At 42.8% G+C, this 14,020-nt stretch carries 18 protein-coding genes; 9 read left to right on the top strand and 9 right to left on the bottom strand.

Annotated features, from left to right (window positions below; genetic code table 11):
- Nucleotides 1–253 precede the first annotated feature (253 nt).
- The 4 genes from AC58QM_RS11145 (at nt 254) to AC58QM_RS11130 (ending at nt 2,925) form a co-directional block, all read left to right on the top strand.
- Complete coding sequence (locus AC58QM_RS11145) at nt 254–757, top strand: RrF2 family transcriptional regulator (RefSeq protein ID WP_497283876.1); 504 nt, start codon at nt 254–256, stop codon at nt 755–757.
- A gap of 182 nt (nt 758–939) precedes the next feature.
- The gene (locus tag AC58QM_RS11140) at nt 940–1,554 is read left to right on the top strand and encodes a hypothetical protein (RefSeq protein WP_497283875.1); all 615 of its coding nucleotides are present in this window, start codon (nt 940–942) and stop codon (nt 1,552–1,554) included.
- Nucleotides 1,555–1,724: 170 nt separating this feature from the next.
- Nucleotides 1,725–2,252: an RNA polymerase sigma factor gene (locus AC58QM_RS11135; protein WP_497283874.1), complete on the top strand. Its 528-nt coding sequence runs from the start codon at nt 1,725–1,727 to the stop codon at nt 2,250–2,252.
- Nucleotides 2,212–2,925: a hypothetical protein gene (locus AC58QM_RS11130; RefSeq protein WP_497283872.1), complete on the top strand. Its 714-nt coding sequence runs from the start codon at nt 2,212–2,214 to the stop codon at nt 2,923–2,925. The genes AC58QM_RS11135 and AC58QM_RS11130 overlap by 41 nt, the downstream gene beginning before the upstream one ends.
- An 82-nt stretch (nt 2,926–3,007) precedes the next feature.
- On the opposite strand, the gene AC58QM_RS11125 is transcribed toward AC58QM_RS11130, so the two are convergent.
- The 3 genes from AC58QM_RS11125 to AC58QM_RS11115 all read right to left on the bottom strand — a co-directional run bounded on the left by AC58QM_RS11125 (nt 3,008) and on the right by AC58QM_RS11115 (nt 5,436).
- Nucleotides 3,008–4,009 (bottom strand): aldo/keto reductase, encoded by a 1,002-nt coding sequence (locus tag AC58QM_RS11125; RefSeq protein ID WP_497283871.1) that lies wholly within the window; start codon nt 4,007–4,009, stop codon nt 3,008–3,010.
- A gap of 28 nt (nt 4,010–4,037) precedes the next feature.
- Nucleotides 4,038–4,370, bottom strand: a complete 333-nt coding sequence (locus tag AC58QM_RS11120) for a carboxymuconolactone decarboxylase family protein (protein WP_497283869.1) — start codon at nt 4,368–4,370, stop codon at nt 4,038–4,040.
- Between the two features lie 127 nt (nt 4,371–4,497).
- Nucleotides 4,498–5,436 (bottom strand): AraC family transcriptional regulator, encoded by a 939-nt coding sequence (locus AC58QM_RS11115; protein WP_497283867.1) that lies wholly within the window; start codon nt 5,434–5,436, stop codon nt 4,498–4,500.
- 159 nt (nt 5,437–5,595) lie between these two features.
- Between AC58QM_RS11115 and AC58QM_RS11110 the strand changes: the two genes are divergently transcribed.
- The 3 genes from AC58QM_RS11110 (at nt 5,596) to AC58QM_RS11100 (ending at nt 7,721) form a co-directional block, all read left to right on the top strand.
- Nucleotides 5,596–6,447, top strand: a complete 852-nt coding sequence (locus AC58QM_RS11110; protein ID WP_497283865.1) for an aldo/keto reductase — start codon at nt 5,596–5,598, stop codon at nt 6,445–6,447.
- Nucleotides 6,448–6,549: 102 nt separating this feature from the next.
- On the top strand, nt 6,550–7,188 hold the full coding sequence (locus AC58QM_RS11105; protein WP_497283864.1) for an HD domain-containing protein: 639 nt from the start codon (nt 6,550–6,552) through the stop codon (nt 7,186–7,188).
- On the top strand, nt 7,188–7,721 hold the full coding sequence (locus AC58QM_RS11100; protein WP_497283863.1) for a tetratricopeptide repeat protein: 534 nt from the start codon (nt 7,188–7,190) through the stop codon (nt 7,719–7,721). The genes AC58QM_RS11105 and AC58QM_RS11100 overlap by 1 nt, the downstream gene beginning before the upstream one ends.
- A gap of 87 nt (nt 7,722–7,808) precedes the next feature.
- Here the strand turns inward: AC58QM_RS11100 and AC58QM_RS11095 are convergent, their stop codons facing one another.
- The gene (locus AC58QM_RS11095) at nt 7,809–8,426 is read right to left on the bottom strand and encodes a uridine kinase family protein (RefSeq protein ID WP_497283862.1); all 618 of its coding nucleotides are present in this window, start codon (nt 8,424–8,426) and stop codon (nt 7,809–7,811) included.
- Between the two features lie 173 nt (nt 8,427–8,599).
- Here AC58QM_RS11095 and AC58QM_RS11090 point away from each other — a divergent pair, with 173 nt between their 5' ends.
- The gene (locus AC58QM_RS11090; RefSeq protein WP_497283861.1) at nt 8,600–9,238 is read left to right on the top strand and encodes a spore coat protein; all 639 of its coding nucleotides are present in this window, start codon (nt 8,600–8,602) and stop codon (nt 9,236–9,238) included.
- A gap of 82 nt (nt 9,239–9,320) precedes the next feature.
- Entirely contained in the window at nt 9,321–10,655 is a 1,335-nt protein-coding gene (locus AC58QM_RS11085) for an amino acid permease (RefSeq protein WP_497283859.1), read from the top strand.
- Between the two features lie 7 nt (nt 10,656–10,662).
- On the opposite strand, the gene AC58QM_RS11080 is transcribed toward AC58QM_RS11085, so the two are convergent.
- The 5 genes from AC58QM_RS11080 to AC58QM_RS11060 form a co-directional block, all read right to left on the bottom strand.
- Entirely contained in the window at nt 10,663–11,436 is a 774-nt protein-coding gene (locus AC58QM_RS11080; RefSeq protein WP_497283858.1) for a YqcI/YcgG family protein, read from the bottom strand.
- A gap of 80 nt (nt 11,437–11,516) precedes the next feature.
- Nucleotides 11,517–12,143 carry a LysE family translocator gene (locus tag AC58QM_RS11075; RefSeq protein WP_497283856.1) on the bottom strand — a complete coding sequence of 209 codons (627 nt, stop codon included), beginning with the start codon at nt 12,141–12,143 and terminating at the stop codon, nt 11,517–11,519.
- A gap of 70 nt (nt 12,144–12,213) precedes the next feature.
- Nucleotides 12,214–12,804: a DUF1989 domain-containing protein gene (locus AC58QM_RS11070; protein ID WP_497283854.1), complete on the bottom strand. Its 591-nt coding sequence runs from the start codon at nt 12,802–12,804 to the stop codon at nt 12,214–12,216.
- 154 nt (nt 12,805–12,958) lie between these two features.
- Complete coding sequence (locus tag AC58QM_RS11065; RefSeq protein WP_497283853.1) at nt 12,959–13,153, bottom strand: hypothetical protein; 195 nt, start codon at nt 13,151–13,153, stop codon at nt 12,959–12,961.
- 174 nt (nt 13,154–13,327) lie between these two features.
- Nucleotides 13,328–13,921 (bottom strand): sterol desaturase family protein, encoded by a 594-nt coding sequence (locus AC58QM_RS11060; protein WP_497283851.1) that lies wholly within the window; start codon nt 13,919–13,921, stop codon nt 13,328–13,330.
- Nucleotides 13,922–14,020 lie beyond the last annotated feature (99 nt).

Genomic DNA, 14,020 nt, shown 5'->3' with positions numbered 1-14,020 from the left:
CGTTAATTCTTTTTCTTCGCCATTGTGACGCCGTTGAATTTAGGTTCCTTCGCAAACTACCTTTTCACACACTAATTGTCGACAACATCTATCGTCTATTAACATTGTCTACAATATCGTTTTCCTTACTGATTGTCAATCTTCGATCATGTGTAATTATTGCAAAATCCGCCAAACCTTGATTTGACAAGGGCCATTTATCCACTTAAGATATTTAGTATCAAGTTTGGTTGTCCAGAAAGCAGGTGTTTGCATGCAGTACAGTATAGGTGTTGAATATGCGCTGCATTGCTTGGTATATTTAATCGACATTCCGTCTAAGTCGACTATAGGGATTAAAGAACTATCTACGTTCCAAGGCATCTCGGAGACCTATCTCTCGAAAATTTTCGGTAAACTAACGAAGGCAGGTATTGTTAGCTCCGTTCCTGGAGTAAAAGGCGGCTATCGATTAGCCAAGCCTCCTGCGGAAATCTCGTTTTGGGATGTCGTAGAAGCTGTTGAAGGCTCATCACCCATTTTTCAATGCAAAAATATTAAAGATAACAGTTATTTGTGCCAAGACGAGGAGTTTGCGGCCTGCACCCGAGCCACTCCCTGCATCATTAACTTAACGATGCGCGATGCCGAGGAAAGTATGCGCAAGCATCTCCACAATAAATCGTTGCTTTGGCTGAATGAAGAGTTAGATCGCGTGTTAAGTCCCAAATCGCGCCAAGATACGCGCGACTTCTTCGCTCTAAGCAACAGCGAATAATCTCTTTCGCGGTTATCATGTCATCCCTATGTAAAAACAGCAAAACACAGCCCATTAGGCTGTGTTTTTTGCTGTTTATTGCATATTTTTAAAAAAAAATGTAACCGAAACCGAATGAAAATAGTCATTCTCGTGAAATAGACGTTAAGCGTCTGTTCATTAACTTTTGGGAGGATTATCACATGACTATTGTGAAGAAAAATCGTAAGAACTTTAAATGGCAAGCCGTAACTATTGTAGCGGCCGCTATGCTAATTCCCAGTGCTGCCTACGCGAGCACCATGCTGAATGCACACAAAGAAACAATCACGGTGCCTGCGCATCAGGTTACAAAAATCAATGAATTGAAGAAATTCTCCGATGATACGAATCATGTCCAAAAGACTTATCAGTTATCTGAAGCCCGCGCCCTATCGGAGTTTCCAATTCGTGAACCAGAAACGATCGACGGCTGGCATCGTGATGAGAGTAAAGGAACCTTATTTAAACATGTCATAGAGACTTCCAAAGTATCAGGTGTTGATCAATACATGGATGTTTATTCAAATTCTCAGGGGCAACAAATCACAGTAACTCAGAGTGGTAACCTTGACGTTCAATACGAGAAAGATACCAAGTTTAATGAAAGTGGGATCTACTCGCAACTGTTTGTAGATAAAGAAGGAAAGATGAATACCCTGATGATTATGATCAAAGAAAAAAATAACACAATCACACATATTCAGATTATCGGAGATGCTAGTGAGGCTGATCTCATGGCTATAGGTGATGCTTATATACAAGCTCCTACAAACTAAATGTATTCTCTTCTGTAATAGAAAAAAAATAGAACATGGAGATGTGAAAAAGGCTGCCTCGGCAGTCTTTTTTATATATAAAACCATAAATTCCATAAAATAGTTCGCTCGCATGTGTAACCAAAAAGGGTTTCCGTTAGTCATTAAGTTAATAGTGAGGTGAAATATCCATGGAGCAAAGATTTATAAATTGGGTAACTTTGTACTCAGAACGGTTAGTTAGAGTGGCTTATATGTATGTAAAAGACCAATCAACAGCAGAAGATCGTGTTCAAGATGCCTTTATTAAAGCGTATCATTCCATGAAACAGTTAAAAGATCCTGAAAATCCATTTCCATGGCTCTATAGAATTGTTAGTAACGAGTGTAGAACCTATCAAAAAAGAAGTTTGCGTGAAATCGTAACTTCTGTTTTTCCTGAACAAGTAGCTACAAGTGCGGAGAATATGTATCTGGATAAAAAACATAGAGGAGATATTTATAATATCGTGTTATCCCTACCAGAGAAATACAAGGTCCCCATAGTTTTATATTATTTTGAAGATTTACAGGTGCACGAGATTGCCGAATTAATTGGAATTACCAAAGCAAGTGTGAAAATAAGACTTCATCGAGCACGTGCGCGCTTACAAAAATTGCTTAAGGAGGAACACCACATTGAATTTAGAAGAGAAGCTTCAGATAGCAAAACAATTTAGACATCATAACTTACAGGTAGATATGGATAAATTTGAAGCTCGTCTATTTCAAAGGCTTGCTCAAGAAGATCGCCCCAAACGTAAATCCTTCAAATGGAAAGCCGTATCTCTTGTAGCTGCAGCAATCCTAATTCCTAGTGTTGCCTACGCGAGTACCATGCTGAATGTACACAAACAAAGGGTATCGGTGCCAGCGCATCACGTTGCAAAAATCGATCAATTGAAGAAATTCTCCGACGATACGAATCATGTACAAAAGACTTATCGTTTATCTGAAGCGCGAGCCGTATCGGAGTTTCCAATTCGTGAACCGGAAACAATCGGCGGCTGGAAACGTGATGGGAGTAAAGGAATTCTTTTTAAACACATAATAGAAACTTCCAGAACTTCAGGTGTTGATCAATATATAGCTGTTTATTCAAACTCCTTGGGGCAACAAATCACGGTAACTCAGAGTGGTAACCTTGACGCGAAATATGAGACAAATACCAAGTTTAATGAACACGGGATCTACTCGCAGCTGATTGCTGATAAAGAAGGCAAGATGCACACCCTTCTGATTATGATAAAAGAGAAAAACAACACAATCTCACATATACAGATTATTGGGGATGCTAGTGAAGCTGACCTCTTGTCCATTGGTGATGCTTATATTCAAGCTCCTACAAACTAAACATGTTTCTAATACGCAAACAGCAGACTAACGCCGATGATCTATCAGTGTCAGTCTGCTATTTTACTTTTACAACGCTATCTTAACTAAACTCACGTTTACGAGGCAGAGCAAACCAGAGCCCATCAAGCCAAGCCAGCTGCTGCTCTGTTAGTTTATCCATGGTAGCAGCACGCAGACTCGCGTCCAATTGCTCTGGACGACTCGCACCAATAATGGCTGAAGTAATTCCCGGTTGCTGCGTAACCCATCTCACAGCCGTCGTTGTTGGATCCAACTGATGTTCCTGGCACCATGCCTGATACTTCTCAACCGCGTTGAACTGTGCCTCTTGCCAATACCGTTCCTGATACAATGAACCCGCATTGTTTCCGAGTCCGAAACGCGATCCCTCTTCGACACTTGTCTGATTCTTATAACGGCCAGTCAACATACCACCCGCAAGTGGATTGTAACTGAAAATGCCAAGCCCCTCATCAAGAGCCATGGGAACCAAGTCTTCTTCAATCATTCGAAACAAAAGATTGTAGCGAGGCTGAATGCTCGCTATACGGGTGTAATTTTTTCTTTCAGCAATTCCGTTTGCTTTTGCCACCTGCCAAGCACGCCAATTGGATACACCAATGTATCGAACTTTGCCTTGCGTGACGAGATCATCGAAAGCACGTAATGTTTCATCCATAGGTACGCTTGGGTCAAATTGATGTGCTTGAAAAAGGTCAAGATAGTCTGTTTTTAGGCGCCGGAGGCTATCTTCCACGGATGTTAAGATATGTTTCCTACTCAACCCACGATCATTTGCTCCAGGCCCCATCGCACCAAAACATTTTGATGCCAGCACTACTTTATCTCGTTTACTTTCTAGCCATTCTCCGATAATTGACTCAGTTGCTCCCGCGATGGCTAATGAAGCCCTTCCAATGGGATACACATCTGCTGTATCAATAAAACTCACTCCAGCGTCGAAGGCCTTATCAAGTATTTCGAAGGAGGATTTCTTATCTGCTTGGTTGCCAAAAGTCATCGTACCCAGACAAAGATTTGTTACTTTTAATCCCGTTTGTCCTAAAGATCGAAATTCCAAGATACCCACCACTTTCCCATCTTAATTGTTATTTTTCTGTCGAGAATACCTCTTTTGCAACCGTCATGGCAGACATTGCCTTCGGCCAACCTGCATAGAAAGCAAGATGCGTCATGACTTCGATCAGTTCAGTTTCTGTAAGACCGTTTTCTTTGGCTAAGTTTAAATGATTTTTCAGTTGTTGTGTATTTCCACCAGTAATTAAACTTGATACTGTAATTAAACTGCGATCACGCGGCGAAAGCTCTTCACGCTTCCATATGTCTCCGAATAAGACATCATCGGTTAATTCAACAATCTTCGGAGCAAAATCTCCAAAGTTTTTCTGTGCGATAGTAAGCTCTTTTGAAGAATCTGACATTCCTATCCCTACTTTACTTATCATTTTTGTTTTGAAAATATGTCATCGTATACCTGCGTAATTTCATTATGCAATGAATCAAAAAGAAACCGATATCCTGATCATATTAAATGTTTGCCTATTTCTCTCACACATTGGATACTTGCTCCGTATTTACTTGATCTTGATCATAGGTTTCCTTTATACGCTTCTTGTCAGCTTTGGGAGGGTAACCAAACATGCGCGAATATTCCCGGCTAAACTGTGAGGCACTCTCGTAGCCTACCCGGTAGGCAACCTCCGAAGCGTCCACCGCCTCCGTTACTAATAACCGCCTAGCTTCTTGCAACCGAAGCTGTTTTTGGAACTGGAGTGGGCTCATCGCAGTGATTTCTTTAAAATGTCGATGTAACGAAGAAATACTCATATTCGCTTTTTCGGCAAGTTCTTCAATCCGTAAGGGACTGTCATAGTTATTCATGATTTGTTCAATAACAACTTTGATTTGATGCGTTGAGCTTCCTTCCATAACGATTTGCTCTAGAATGATCCCATTCTGTCCTTGCAGTACCCGATAAAGAATTTCCTTCGTAACTAGTGGAGCAAGCATCGGAATATCTTTAGGATTATCAAGCAAACGTGCTAGCCTAATAACTGAATCTAACAAAGCTGATTCTATTTTACTAACAAACATAGCTCGCTTAGGAGTCTCTTTGGGATCAACTCGAAATTCAGAATCCTGTAAAATCTCTAAGATTTGACTAGGTGTAAATTCAAGTTTGAAACCCAAATAGGGAACATCGGGAGTGGCTTCCGTGACTTGGGCGGTAACTGGTAAATGAACGGACGCAACAAGGTAATCCGCAGGACTATAGGTAAAGCGCTCCTGTCCCAGCCAGACATCCTTCTCCCCTTGAACTACCATACAAAAGGAGGGCTTGTAAAATCCTTTGGTTTGCCCGGCAGCATTGGATACACGCATGAAAAATAAGGATGGAATAGCCGTTGGGTGAACACCGTCCTTAGGTGTATAGCGCTCTATAATTGTGGTGAGCTCTTTCTGCTGATTCGCGATTATTTCAGACATCGGTACCTCCTTGTTTCCTATTTTTATAGTTTGATTATAGTCCATATGTTCCTGTTAAGTAAGTGCTAGTGAGAGGATTAGGCAAGTATTTGACACGAATGGTATAACGGTTTCTTGGTCATCCGGTGCATAATAAGAATAAAAATTGGAGGGATCTATATGCAAAAAGTAATATTAAACAATGGTGTTGAGATGCCAATACTCGGATTTGGTGTATTTCAGATTGCAGATCATGAAGAATGTGAACAAAGCGTCTTTGACGCTATTATGGCAGGCTACAGGCTGATTGATACAGCCGCTTCCTATCTGAATGAAGAAGCAGTTGGCAGAGCGATTAGGCGGAGTGGCGTGGCAAGAGAGGAATTATTTATTACGACGAAACTTTGGGTTCAGGATGCGGGTTATGAGCGCACAAAGAATGCGTTTAAAAAATCACTGGAAAGATTGCAATTGGATTATTTAGATTTATATTTAATTCACCAGCCATTCGGCGATGTGCATGGCTCTTGGCGCGCAATGGAGGAATTATATCGTGAAGGTAATGTCCGTGCAATTGGTGTTAGTAACTTCCATGAGGATCGTCTGATCGATTTGATCATTCATAATGATGTAGTTCCTGCTGTAAACCAAGTTGAAACGCACCCTTTCCATCAACAAATCGAACATGCAAAATTCATGAAAGACAATCAAGTTCAGATCGAATCTTGGGCGCCTTTTGCTGAAGGGAAAAATAACTTATTCCAGAATGAGCTTTTGGTTTCCATAGCTGAGAAGCATAAGAAATCCGTTGCTCAGGTTGTTTTACGTTGGTTGACACAAAGAGAAATCGTGGTGATTCCAAAGTCTGTTCGGAAAGAAAGAATTATCGAAAACTTCGATATCTTTGATTTTGAATTAAGCCAAGAGGATATCGCGTCGATTACTACATTAGATACGAATCAGAGCCTCTTCTTTTCACATCGCGATCCTGAAAAGGTCAAATGGCTTGGCACCCGGAAACTCGATATCTAACCGGTAAAATTGGGATTTCTTTACCTTCATTGTCACAGAAATGTTACTTCATTTGTCTACTCTGATGTACAAACTAGAACAACGTTTAAGGAGGAAGTATCGATGAAGAATCTAATCGCTGATATCAAGATTCCAGATAGTAAACTAGCCGTTGAAGCTGCTGAATTAGTTCGTGAGCATAGCGACGACCTTCTGTGGAACCACTCGAATCGGGTATATCTGTTTGCAGCTATGAAGGGGAACCTCAATCAACTGAAATACGATTCCGAACTGCTTTATATCAGTTCGCTTTTCCACGATATCGGTCTTACTCCCGCATTCCGAAGCACGGACAAACGCTTTGAGGTCGATGGGGCTAATGCTGCCCGCGATTTCCTTAAAAGTCGCGGCGTTCCAGAAGATGCCATACGGCTTGTCTGGGATGCAGTTGCCTTGCATACAAGCATCGGTATCGTCGAGTACAAGGAAACCGAAGCGGCGCTTATGAATTTTGGCGTAGGTTATGATGTGGTAGGGAAGAACTTTGATCTCATCTCAGCAGAAGCGCGGCAGAAAGTCGTCGAGGCTTTTCCTCGCAACCATTTCAAACAAAACATTTTACATGCATTCTTGGAAGGCTTCAAAGACAAACCGGAAACAACATACGGCACGATTAACGCGGACGTTTGTGAAATGCTTCTTCCGGGATATAAGCGCCCTAACTTTTGCCATCATGTCCTTCATTCCAAATGGGACGAGTAATGGAACATCGGAAAGGTGATCATATGACAAGAGACGATTTGAGCAAATTAATAGAACGGCGCGAAGAAGGACGAGCTAAGCAAGATCAAGCGATCTTAAGCGAGGTTCGCGGGCACTTATTAGAACGATTGTCCAAATATCCGGATGATGCGGAGACTCACTACCAGACTGGAATCGCACATGACAATTCGGGTCTGGGGCGTGAGGCTATTCCATTTTATGTCCGATCACTTGAATTGGGCCTCTCTGGTCCTGATTTAGAAAGATGCCTTATGGGGCTGGGGAGTACGTATCGCTATTTGGGGGATTACGACAACGCGGTGAGCACGTTGCGCAGAGGATCGAGAGAATTTCCAGAGAACCGGGCGATTCAAGTGTTTCTCGCTATGGCCCTGTACAATAGCCAAAACTACAAGGAAAGCGTCGAGCTTTTGATTACCAATTTAATGGAAACTACTTCTGACGAAAAGCTGCATTACTTTAAGCGTGGGATATTGGCTTACAACGAAGACCTTGATGAAACGGCTGAGTAAACTATACTTTATTAACAAAATGAAGGGCTGCCACGAGGCAGCCTTTTCTGGTTCGTTCAAATATCGTTACCTCTAGCACAATATGTACTACGTGTTAAACACGATTACCTGATAGAAGGCTGGCGGCCGTAAGACTGAAAAATAATAATCCTCAACAGGGTCCCATCTGCGATGCCATTCCACATCGTCAGTACCCTCTCTTGTATTATGCCGGCAGCGGCGAAGTTCGGGTAATACATCTACGAGAACCGTAAGGTGATCAACATCGAACATCTCAGGGAGAGCGCTATAAATCCCATCGAGGATGATTAGGTTGGAAGGTTGCAACGTAACCATTTGCGATGCCAAAGCATTTTCTGATGAAAAAGAAAAAGGGTGATATTGAGCAATCTTACCTGCCAGTAGTGGTAATAATGCTTCATTCCGCATACGCTGCCAATCAATGCAACGATAACATCTTTGATCCACCGTATATGAATCCCACGCATTGTCAGTAATCGTCGCATCAAAAAAGTCGTCACATTGGATGATTGTTGCACCCAATTCTGAAGCCAACTCAGCAGCCAATGTAGATTTGCCGGCCCCGCTTCCCCCATCCAGTGACACTACCAAAGGACCAGTTCGTCCAATCATATACGGATTGATTGCAGACACAATAGTCTGAATAGCTTGCTGTAATTGGGCTGATGGTTGGTTGTTCTGCATGATTTCACCCCTTAAACAAAGAACTATTTACCTAATAATACCTTCTCTTGGATATTAAGAAAACGGATAAAACAGTTATAGGTATACGAGATCTTATATCCATGTATAAACCAAAGATCTAATACCAACATTAACGAAGTTACGTTAACCTCAACACCAAAGGAGACTTCGTTATGCAACAGCAAATACAAACCAATAATCCAACGCAAACTATACCAAACACAAACCACGGCGGTCATGAGCTTTTCGATTTACATGAGGTGTTGGCCTGTACCATCAATGTGCTTGACCAATTCATGATGTTTAGGCAGTTTGTACAAGATAGCGAGCTGCTAGACATTTTGGATCGTCAATATCAGTTCACACTGGCCCAGTACAATGTAACCGCTGAGTGTTTCACAACCGGGCAAAAGCCAAGTCAAGAAACGTCCACCTATATGATTAGGCAATTATCCGATCCGATCTACGGCATTAAGCCAACTGCGCCGAAAAAGCCAAACCAATCTCTCGCTGATGTGAAGGATGCGGGAATAAGTGGGCATATGCTGGGTCTAGTCAAAACGCATGCTTCATTACTAACGATGACCGCCGTGGAAGTAACGAATCCCGTAGTTCGGCGTGTATTAGCTTCTCAGGTACAAAATTTCATAGAAATGGCATATGAAATCTTCCTCTATCAAAATAGACTTGCCTACTACCAAGTACCACAATTAGCCTCTTCCGATATGCAAAGCATGCTGACAGCATTCGTCCCCGCAACCGGGGCTCCACAAATGCCGCCGAATAACAGAGGAGGAACGTCTGTTCATTAGCTAGCAGCTTGAGCCCAGCATCGGCCCAAAGGCCGCTGTTTGGGCTTTCTCACATTTTAGCCAGGGAAGAGGTTCATCACTTATGGCAACTTTGCGGCATTCGAACAGCAATAACAACTCGAACAAGCTGTCCTGGTGGCAGTTAGCCCTATTCGGCATTGGCTGCACAATCGGAACTGGTTTCTTCCTTGGATCCAGCATCGCCATTCAGAAGAGTGGATTCCTGGTCATTGCCATATTTTTATTAGCAGCACTAGCTACCTTATTTGTATATGAAGCCTTAGCACAGATGACAGCTGCTAACCCTGAAAAAGGCTCTTTTCGAAATTATGTGAGGGAAGCCTATGGCCGTTGGGCAGGATTTGGTGTGGGATGGCTATATTGGTCCTCGGAAATGCTCATTCTAGGTAGTTCTTTAACGGCCATTGGCATATTCACACAATTCTGGTTTCCTAATCTGCCACTTTGGTTGCTGACTGCTTGCTACTCGATCCTTGCCATCTTTGTTATCATTCTTGGCTCCAAAGGCATTAACAAAACCGAGAATATATGCGCTATCGTGAAAATGGGGGCAGTGTTCTTATTCATCGCTATCGCTGGCGTTGTTTTCTTCAAAGGAACCCATGGCATAAACACCATTCAGGGCAGTACAGCTCATTGGTTTGGTTCCGGTTGGACTGGCGCATGGAAAGGACTCTTGTATGCGTTTTATGCGTTTAGCGGCATTGAGGTCATGGGCTTTATGGCCATCCATTTGCGAAACCCCAAAGAGGCAACTAAAGCTGGGAGGCTTATGCTCCTAGCGATTACAGTGCTCTACGTTGCAGCTATTAGTTTAGCGCTTCTTTTTATTACCAAGGAGCACGTAACACCTGATAAAAGCCCCCTGCTGCTCGCACTTGGCATCATGGAATTACCCATTCTCGTGCATATCATGAATGGGGTTCTAATTATTGCAGGATTTTCCATCCTCGTTGCCTCGCTATACGGTGTATCTACGATGCTGGTTGCTTTAGCGGAAGGTGGCGATGCCCCACCATGGCTGGCCAATCGGAAAGGCAAGAAGCAATTACCCCTGTATGCACTAGGTGTGAACACGATCGGACTTAGTGTTTCTATCGTTCTTGCGCTAGTCATGCCAAGTAAAATCTTTGAACATATAACGACAGCCGGGGGCTTGGTGCTCTTATATACGTGGCTGCTTATCGTCGCATCCTATCTCAAACAACTCCGGCCAACACTTACTGGCCATCTGAAATCTTGGAGCGCTATTCTTCTTATTCTGGTAGCCGTAACGGGGCCACTCTTAGAGCAAAGCGGAAGACCTGGGTTTTGGACTAGCCTTCTTATCGTCTTGGTGATTATCCTAATCACTTGGTGGATGAAGCATCAATCGGAACGAAGAGTGCCTGCGTAACGATATCTTATTTATGAAAAAGCACACCAACAGCTTTTAGTTTATTTTTCATAAACGTGTAAGGACATTTAGAAGGGATACTCTCGTCATCGCGTAAAAAATATTGCTTCCATTCTTGGTTATCCTCTTGTCCGTACCATTTCAGAGATGGATGTGCGGGGATACTGTCGTATGCTTCTAATTTTTGGCGAATGCGTTTTTTCATATTCCGTCCAAAAGGCGTAGAATCGTTGATTTCTTCAAACACCCATCGCGGCTGGAAAGCAATAAGGAAATGTGGAAACATTCGGCTCTTTCTAAGCATGTGGGCAGGTGTCCCGCAAAAGGAGAAATAGGGCTCCCCATCGCAACAAAATTCCCAAGAATGGTGGGCAGGATCCTTTGAAATATGGTCAGGCCATGGGGCCTCATCTTTGGCGCTAACCCCACTAAGAACAGACCAAAAAAGCTGCTCATAGTCTTCTACTGAGTAGCTTTTCAGCATGTTATCTGGTGTTTCGAAAAAGATAACCAGAGAGGCAAATTTCCCTGTTTCCCGTGAGCAACGACCATAGGCTTGCAAGAGCTCCATTGCATCAAGGGCTGCCTGCTCTGATCTTGGATCTGCAGCAAAACCAAAGCGTAGGTTGTTGGTCAGGAAGCCTTGACGGCCGGGTATACAAGGGTAAGTATTGCCTGAATCTGCAATCATATTGCCGAATTGACGAAAAGCATCCTGTTTCCATGTGGCCAAGGTGTTCATATGTGTATCAAGCCAGTCTTTGGCGTATAGATCAGCCATGTCGTAATAACCTCCTTCGTAAGTACGAAGCATACTATGCGAAGGAGATTAGATGGGTGAGTATCTCGGTTAGACCTCTGCTAACCAACTAGCTGCTTATAAGCTTGATAGCCGAAATACATCCCGAAGCCAATGAGAGAAAGGCCAGCTGTAACAGAAATCGTTTGCAGGATAGTACGATTCCCGAACTTGTGAAAGGAACTGGCGAGTGTGGCCATAGCAACATCCCACAAAAGAATGCCGGCAAAGATACCGGAGGTATGCCAAAGCACCTGGGTAAGACCGTAATTCTGTACACTTTCGGCTAAAATAGAGCCATAAATACCGAGCCAAAATAAGATATTTAGCGGATTGGTAAGCGCCATAATAAATCCAGATCGGAATGAACTGACGTTGGATTGTGCCTCGCGGGGGCTGACCTCCTGAGTTATTTTCACGTTTTTCAGCGTATCAATGCCCGTGTAAATAAGTACAAAACAGCCAAACAACCATAGAAATGTTTTCATAAAAGGAGTGGTCAAAAAATGGGCTAAACCAAAATAAATTAGCAGCATATACAGCAAATCGGCACACATCGCGCCTAGCCCGATCAACCACGCCGCAGTAAAGCCATATCTGGCTCCCTTGTCGAGTTGAGCAGCGTTAATAGGACCGATGGGAGCCGATAACGAAATGCCTAGAATTACATAAGTGACAAACGCATGCATAACTTTCCCCCCGTGAATATCAAATAACTTGTACAAGTTATTGTATGAGAGGAGCTAGTTCATTAGAAGATTAATTGATATCGACGCGTATAGGTGTGCATTTATACCCATTGCAGAGACTTTCTTCGCAGGGACAAGCAGATATCGCCACAACCAGATCCATTTCAGCACGAAGCTCAATATAATCCCCTGCTTGAGATAAAGGCTTTTCTACAAGGATTTGACCCGATGGTTGAATGATGGTGTTCATGAAAATATTAAAGGGATAATGTTGATCTGGGGCGGGGATCTCAAATGGTGCCAGTGCTTCATTTAAGTTCATATAGCAGCTGGTGTGGTCTCGCTTATTATACAGCAACTCGTACATTTCAGGCCGACATGCCGAGTTAATAAAGTCGTGCTGTCCTACCGTATCCCTAATAATCGTGAGCATAGGCGTATATTTATTGGAGTAAATCATATCCCCAGGCTTCACTTTCATCGCATGTAAAGCGTCCATCGTAACACTGGGGTCAAGTCGCTCGCTGAAATCATCTCCACGATAGGCCACAAAGTCGGCCACTTGTTCACCCTCCACATCCGTAACCCGAATCACTTGACCCCGTTTGAGCCGGAAACCGATACCCTCTGTAGCTGGGATTTGCCAATGCTGCTTGCTCATTCAGGTCCTCCTAATTGTAAGTAAGTTACCTTACAGTATGGCTTATCGTTGGTGGATTTATGATAAAAAGCAAAGAACCCTTGCAACGAAGCAAGGGTTACCATGATGTCACATACCTACCTTACAAAATGGGTCCTCTCTATACCAGGCTTGCTTAGTTAAAGTATGGAATGATAAATGCCACTATACCAAGACCGACTGACCACCAAGCCAGTCCCTTTTTAGGGGTAGCCAAGCAAATGAGTCCGAGAAGAACGGCAATGCTGCCCATCCAAACGGGTGAATAGAAAAATCCAATAATTGCTAAAATGATACCGATCCAGCCAAGCCATATTCCTGTTGTTTTCATACTCAACATCCTCCATCAAATTAGTTTTGTCTATCAAGTCAGTGTTTTCGATAAAGAAAGTTTCAAAAACATAAAAGGTAGGTATGTGACATCATGGTAGCGCTTACTTTTCTTTCTGGCTGCTGAATGCAAAATGTATGATGATAAGGAATGATTATAATGACTAGGCAAATACTATGATGACCGCGTCTTGGATGATTTGGGCAGGTTAGTTCTCATAACGATATCCAACACAGGGCTAGTTACACTGTACAAAGCCTTCTCATCCATATGATGATGCAGCAGATGCCTTTTCTTCATCCATCTGCCCCAAGGAGTCAAAGGTTTAATTGGGCGATGGGAAATGTAGTGCTTCCATTGATAATAGATTTGAAAGCCAGATGCACCGAACACGACGGCAAAAGACAGATGCCAATCCAACCCAGTCACAAGAAAGGCCGACCCAAAAATGACCAAATACGCACATACATCGAAAGAGACAGGTCCAAACAAATGTTTCACGTCATTGGGTGATTGATGATGGGCAACGTGCCCCCTATAGGCGAAAGGAGCTATCCGCGGAAATTCATGTAGAATGTATCTGTGAACCGTATATTCGATAACGACAACAATAATGGGACCTACGCACATTGCTGCCACTGTCCGAATACTGCCGAAAGTCGCTATGCCCCCGCAACAGCTAAGAAAATAAACAGAGAATAGAAACAAAATAAGTCGCTGACTCATAAATTCTTTTACATAGTGCATAAAAGACGTTTCTGATCTCATAAATGCTCTCCTCCTATTAAATGAACTTCGTGTTGATAATTGCTTACAAAGCTTATTATAATAAGTTGGAGGATTAATTCAATGATCAACATACCCCCA

Source organism: Paenibacillus sp. J22P165 (genome assembly GCF_059692015.1).
This window is presented reverse-complemented; position numbering and strand designations above follow the sequence as displayed.

Bases quoted from the DNA above. Each gene is read 5' to 3' on its own strand.
- AC58QM_RS11145 (WP_497283876.1), top strand. From the start codon at position 254: ATGCAGTACAGTATAGGTGTTGAATATGCGCTGCATTGCTTGGTATAT.
- AC58QM_RS11095 (WP_497283862.1), bottom strand. From the start codon at position 8,426: ATGCAGAACAACCAACCATCAGCCCAATTACAGCAAGCTATTCAGACT.
- AC58QM_RS11080 (WP_497283858.1), bottom strand. From the start codon at position 11,436: ATGGCTGATCTATACGCCAAAGACTGGCTTGATACACATATGAACACC.
- AC58QM_RS11065 (WP_497283853.1), bottom strand. From the start codon at position 13,153: ATGAAAACAACAGGAATATGGCTTGGCTGGATCGGTATCATTTTAGCA.
- AC58QM_RS11115 (WP_497283867.1), bottom strand. From the start codon at position 5,436: ATGTCTGAAATAATCGCGAATCAGCAGAAAGAGCTCACCACAATTATA.
- AC58QM_RS11100 (WP_497283863.1), top strand. From the start codon at position 7,188: ATGGAACATCGGAAAGGTGATCATATGACAAGAGACGATTTGAGCAAA.
- AC58QM_RS11105 (WP_497283864.1), top strand. From the start codon at position 6,550: ATGAAGAATCTAATCGCTGATATCAAGATTCCAGATAGTAAACTAGCC.
- AC58QM_RS11075 (WP_497283856.1), bottom strand. From the start codon at position 12,143: ATGCATGCGTTTGTCACTTATGTAATTCTAGGCATTTCGTTATCGGCT.
- AC58QM_RS11090 (WP_497283861.1), top strand. From the start codon at position 8,600: ATGCAACAGCAAATACAAACCAATAATCCAACGCAAACTATACCAAAC.
- AC58QM_RS11110 (WP_497283865.1), top strand. From the start codon at position 5,596: ATGCAAAAAGTAATATTAAACAATGGTGTTGAGATGCCAATACTCGGA.
- AC58QM_RS11140 (WP_497283875.1), top strand. From the start codon at position 940: ATGACTATTGTGAAGAAAAATCGTAAGAACTTTAAATGGCAAGCCGTA.
- AC58QM_RS11060 (WP_497283851.1), bottom strand. From the start codon at position 13,921: ATGAGATCAGAAACGTCTTTTATGCACTATGTAAAAGAATTTATGAGT.
- AC58QM_RS11085 (WP_497283859.1), top strand. From the start codon at position 9,321: ATGGCAACTTTGCGGCATTCGAACAGCAATAACAACTCGAACAAGCTG.
- AC58QM_RS11135 (WP_497283874.1), top strand. From the start codon at position 1,725: ATGGAGCAAAGATTTATAAATTGGGTAACTTTGTACTCAGAACGGTTA.
- AC58QM_RS11070 (WP_497283854.1), bottom strand. From the start codon at position 12,804: ATGAGCAAGCAGCATTGGCAAATCCCAGCTACAGAGGGTATCGGTTTC.
- AC58QM_RS11120 (WP_497283869.1), bottom strand. From the start codon at position 4,370: ATGTCAGATTCTTCAAAAGAGCTTACTATCGCACAGAAAAACTTTGGA.